Origin of the sequence: Caulobacter sp., from assembly GCF_049283275.1 — a bacterium.
In the GTDB taxonomy this organism is placed as follows: domain Bacteria; phylum Pseudomonadota; class Alphaproteobacteria; order Caulobacterales; family Caulobacteraceae; genus Caulobacter.
The window spans coordinates 1-5,090 of the sequence record NZ_JBAPVS010000277.1 but is presented as its reverse complement, the minus strand read 5'-3'; the positions used below and the strand labels follow the sequence as shown (position 1 = coordinate 5,090).

5 protein-coding genes are annotated in these 5,090 nt (G+C 68.8%); 3 read left to right on the top strand and 2 right to left on the bottom strand.

Annotated elements, in window-relative coordinates:
- The 3 genes from WAL33_RS15650 to WAL33_RS15640 all read left to right on the top strand — a co-directional run.
- A partial coding sequence (locus WAL33_RS15650; RefSeq protein WP_422182448.1) for a DUF4166 domain-containing protein occupies window positions 1-370 on the top strand: 370 nt, incomplete at its 5' end.
- Between the two features lie 71 nt (window positions 371-441).
- Window positions 442-3,318, top strand: coding sequence for a M16 family metallopeptidase (locus tag WAL33_RS15645; RefSeq protein WP_422182447.1), 2,877 nt, complete (start codon window positions 442-444; stop codon window positions 3,316-3,318).
- Between the two features lie 4 nt (window positions 3,319-3,322).
- Window positions 3,323-4,144, top strand: a complete 822-nt coding sequence (locus tag WAL33_RS15640) for a TIGR00730 family Rossman fold protein (RefSeq protein ID WP_422182446.1) — start codon at window positions 3,323-3,325, stop codon at window positions 4,142-4,144.
- An 8-nt stretch (window positions 4,145-4,152) separates the two neighbouring features.
- On the opposite strand, the gene mscL is transcribed toward WAL33_RS15640, so the two are convergent.
- Complete coding sequence (gene mscL / locus WAL33_RS15635) at window positions 4,153-4,569, bottom strand: large-conductance mechanosensitive channel protein MscL (RefSeq protein ID WP_422182445.1); 417 nt, start codon at window positions 4,567-4,569, stop codon at window positions 4,153-4,155.
- Between the two features lie 74 nt (window positions 4,570-4,643).
- Window positions 4,644-4,928, bottom strand: coding sequence for an integration host factor subunit beta (locus WAL33_RS15630; protein WP_056757961.1), 285 nt, complete (start codon window positions 4,926-4,928; stop codon window positions 4,644-4,646).
- Between the last annotated feature and the right edge of the window lie 162 nt (window positions 4,929-5,090).

Sequence of the window (5,090 nt, the reverse complement as noted above, 5' to 3'; positions counted from 1 at the left end):
GGGCCTGCCCTCGCCCGGTCCGCACGAGACCTTCGTCACCATCGCGCCCGACCAGACCGGCGAGCGCTGGACCCGCCGATTCGGCCCCCGACGCTTCGCCTCGACCCTGGCCCGCGCCAAGGACGATCGAACGGCCTTCGAGGAAACGGTCGGGATGCTCACCTTCCGCTTCGCGCTCGCGCCTCGCCCCGGCGGCTTCGCCTTTGTCTTTCGGCGCTGGCGACTGGGGCCGATCCCCCTCCCCGGCGCCTGGGCCCCGCGTATCCGGTCGCGCAGCTACGCCCGCGACGACGGCGTCTACCGTTTCCGCATCCTGGTCGCCCATCCATGGCTGGGCGTGATCTTCGGCTATGCCGGCCGCCTTTCATGACAAGACCGTAGCTTGGCGCCTTCGACCCGGATGCTAGGGTCGCGCCCTAAAGCTTTCGGAGCGTCGTCCTCATGATCCGTCCCGCCGCCAAGGCCGCCCTCGTGGCGCTGGCCCTTTCGACCACCGCCCTGACCTCTCTGACGATGGCTCCGCCGGCCCAGGCTCAGACCAAGCCGGCTCCGGCGGCGGCCTCAGCGGCGTCGGGCGTGGCGGTGCCGCCGATCGTCTACAAGCAGCGGACCCTGGCCAACGGCATGAAGGTCTACACCTCGCGGGACGCGACCACGCCCAACGTGACGGTGCAGGTCTGGTACGGCGTCGGCAGCAAGGACGATCCGGAAGGCCGCTCGGGCTTTGCGCACCTGTTCGAACACCTGATGTTCAAATCGACGCGCAACATGCCCAACGAGTTCTTCGATCGACTGACCGAGGACGTCGGCGGCTTCAACAACGCCTCCACCTACGACGACTTCACCAACTATTACGAGGTGGTGCCGGCCAACCATCTGCAGCGCCTGCTGTGGGCCGAGGCCGAGCGCCTGGGCTCGCTGGTCATCGACGATGCGGTGTTCAAATCCGAACGCGACGTCGTCAAGGAAGAGCTGCGCCAGCGGGTGCTGGCCAATCCCTACGGTCGGTTCTTCAACCTCTACATCACCCAGGCCTCGTTCGCCGACCACCCTTACAAGCGCCCGGGCATCGGCTCGATCGAGGAGCTGGACGCCGCCACGGTCGATGATGTGCGGGCCTTCCACCAGGCCTATTATCGCCCCGACAACGCCGCCCTGATCGTGGTCGGCAATTTCGACGAGGCCCAGCTCAACGCCTGGATCGATCAGTATTTCGCGCCGCTGAAGACCCCCGCCACGCCCATCAAGCAGGTCACGGTGGTCGAGCCGCCGCGCACCGCCTCCAAGACCATCACCACCTACGGCCCCAACGTCCCGCTGCCGGGCGTGGCCATGACCTGGCAGGCCCCGACCGCCGCCGATCCGGACGCCCCGGCCCTGGCCGTGCTGGACGCCGTCCTGTCGGCCGGCAAGTCGTCGCGCCTCTACAACAGCCTGGTCTATGACCAGCAGATCGCCCAGACGATCTTCTCCTCGACCAGCACCAACGCCCAGCCGGGCATGTTCTACGTCGGCGCCATCATGGCCGGCGGCAAGACGGTGGAGCAGGGCGAGGCCTCGCTGAACGCCCAGGTCGCCAAGCTGCGCACCACGCCTCCCACCGCCGCCGAACTGGCCGAGGCCAAGACCGGCCTGCTGGCCGACGCCGTGCGCGGCCGCGAGACCATCGACGGCCGAGCCTTCGCCCTGGGCTACGCCCTGCGCACCGAGGGCGACGCCGAGCGGGCCAACACCGACCTGGCCGCCCTGCAGGCGGTGACCGCCGCCGACGTCCAGCGCGTAGCCGCCAAGTACCTGGCCGACGACCGCAAGGTGACGGTCCGCTACCTGCCGGAATCGTCCAAGCCGGCCGGCGCCAAGGACCCGTTCGAGGCTCCCAAGCCGACGCCGTCGGTGACCTATAGCGGCCCCGTCACCATGCTGGCGCCGGAAGCCGAACGCGTCGCGCCGCCGACCCCCAGCGCCCCGGTGTCGCCGATCCTGCCCTCGCCGGTCGAGAAGACCCTGGCCAACGGCCTGCGGGTCATCGTCGCCAAGTCCAGCGACCTGCCGCTGATCACCGCCGACCTGACCGTGCGCGGCGGCTCGGGCGCCGACCCGGCCGGCCTGGCCGGGGTCTCCAGCCTGACCGCCGAGCTTCTGACCGAGGGCACCAAGACCCGCACCGCCACCCAGGTGGCCGCCGCCACCGAGGCCCTGGGCGCCGACCTGGAGGCCGGTTCGGGCTGGGAAGCCTCGTCCCTGACCCTCAGCGTCATCGCCGACAAGGCCCCGCAGGCCCTGGCGATCATGGCCGACGTCGCCCAGAACCCGACCTTCAAGGCCGACGAGCTGGAGCGCGTGAAGGCCGAGACCCTGGACGGCCTGTCGGTCAGCTATCAGCGCCCCGGCGCGGTCGCGGGCTTCGTCGTGCCGACCGTGATCTATGCCGGCTCGGGCTACGGCCATGTCGCGGGCGGCACCCCCGGCTCGCTGCCGAAGATCCAGCGCGACGCCCTGGTCAAGACCCACGCCGCCAACTGGCGTCCCGACAACGCCATCCTGGTGCTGACCGGCGACCTGACCCCCGAGCAGGGCTTCACCCTGGCGGAAAAGGCGTTCGGGGGCTGGGCCAAGCCCGCCGGTCCGCCGCCGGCCCCGGTCAAGGGTCCGACGCGCTACACGGCCAAGAACGTCATCGTCGACCTGCCCGGCACCGGCCAGGCCGCGGTCGTGGTGACCAAGCCCGCCATCCTGCGCGCCGACCCGCGGTACTATGCGGGCCTGGTCGCCAACGGCGTGCTGGGCGGCGGCTATTCCTCGCGCCTGAACCAGGAGATCCGCATCAAGCGCGGCCTGTCCTACGGCGCCGGCTCCAGCCTGTCGCCGCGCGCGGCCATCGGCGGCTTCACGGCCACCGTCCAGACCAAGAACGAGTCCGCCGCCCAGGTGGTGGGTCTGATCAAGGACGAACTGACCCGCCTGGCCGCCGAACCGGCCTCGGGGCCCGAACTGGCGGCGCGCAAGTCGGTGCTGGTCGGCGACTTCGGCCGCGACCTGGGCACCTCGGGCGGCCTGGCCGACATCCTGGGCAACCTGGCGATCTACGGCGTCCCGTTGAACGAAATCCAGACCTATACCGGCAAGGTCGAGGCGGTCAGCGCCGCCGACGTCCAGGCCTTCTCCAAGGCCGTGTTCGACCCGGCCCAGACCAGCATCATCGTGGTCGGCGACAGCAAGACCATGGGCGAGGGCGTCAAGATGGCCCTGCCGGCCGCCGTGCAGATCCCGATCGACCAGTTGGATCTCGACAACCCCACCCTCAGGAAGACGAAGTAGCAGCGTGACCGAAGACCCCCAGGCCGACCCGAAAAGCGAGGCCCAGATCGCCTCGCCCTCCTACCGCCTGGCGGCGCTGGACCAGGACTTCCTGCTGGGCGAGTCGATGCGGGGCGTGCGGTTCCTGCTGGAGTTCGCCAAGGCCGACGAAGCCTTGCGGGCCTGGGGCGTGCGCTCCACCATCGTGGTGTTCGGCAGCGCCCGGGTCCGCGAGGACGGCCCCGGCCAGCAGGCGCGCTGGTATGCCGAGGCCCGGCGGTTCGGCGCCATCGCCTCCGAGCGCGGCGGGGCCATCCGCGCCACCGACGGGGTGCGCGACAACGTCATCGCCACCGGCGGCGGGCCGGGCGTGATGGAGGCGGCCAATCGCGGGGCCTGGGACGCGGGCGCTCCGTCGGTCGGCTTCAACATCACCCTGCCGCACGAGCAGCGGCCCAATCCCTACGCCACGCCGGACCTGTCGTTCCGCTTCCACTATTTCGCCATGCGCAAGATGCACCTGGCGATGCGGGCCAACGCCCTGGTGGTGTTCCCCGGCGGCTTCGGCACCTTCGACGAGCTGTTCGAGATCCTGACCCTGCGCCAGACCGACAAGGCCCCGCGCATTCCCATCGTGCTGTTCGACGAGGCCTATTGGCGTTCGGTGGTCAATTTCGAAGCCCTGGTCGAGCACGGCATGATCAACGCCTCGGACCTTGAACTCTTCCGCTTCGCCGAAAGCGCCGAGACGGTGTGGTCCAGCCTCTTGGCGTGCGGCCTCAAGCCTGGCGAGTCGATCGAACTGGAACCCGAACAGACGCCGCCGGAAGAACCCGCCGCCGCCTGACGGCCCCTTCAGGCCTTCGGCTTGGCCAACAGATCGCGGATCTCGGTCAGCAGCTTTTCCTGGGGCGTCGGAGCCGGCGGCGCCTCCGGCGCGGCGGCGTCCGCGCGGCGGACCTGGTTGACCAGCTTGACCAGCAGGAAAACCACCATGGCCACGATCAGGAACTGGATCACGGTGTTGATGAAGGCGCCGTACTGGATCGCCACCAGCTCGACCGCTTCGGTGGCCGGGTCCTCAGGCTTGAGCACCCATTGCAGTTTGGAGAAATCCAGCCCGCCCATCGCCAAGCCGATCGGCGGCATGATCACCTGATCGACCAGACTCTTGACGATCGAGTTGAAGGCCGCGCCGATGATCACGCCGACGGCCAGGTCGATAACGTTGCCGCGGGCGATGAACTCGCGGAATTCCTTGACGATGCTCATGCTGGGCCTCTTCCAACCGGGGGTCGGAAAGGCTGAGCGCGTTGTCCCTCTCGGGTCAAGCGCTTGGAACGGCCCTATTCGTCGGCGTTCAGGCGGCCGCGCAGTTCCTTGCCGCTTTTGAAGAACGGCACATGCTTGGCCCGCACATCGACGGTCTCGCCGGTGCGAGGATTGCGGCCGGCGCGGGCCGGGCGCGAACGCACGGACAGGGCGCCGAAGCCGCGCAACTCCACGCGACCGCCCTCTTCGAGCGAACCGATCATGCGTTCAAGAATGACGCCGACGACGCGCTCGACGTCCTTCTGAGTCAGGTGCGGATTCTCGTTCGCGAGCCTGGCGATGAGTTCGGACTTGATCATCGATATCCCCGACGCGTCAAAGCGATCCTGGGGAGGCAGGACCGGCACGCGTGCGACCTTTGCCCAAGGAAGCCTGAGTCTTCAAGGGGAAAGCTTGCCTAACGGGCCTTTTAAGTCGGCTTAACGACACGACGAGTAAGCTCAAATGACTCTCTCTATACG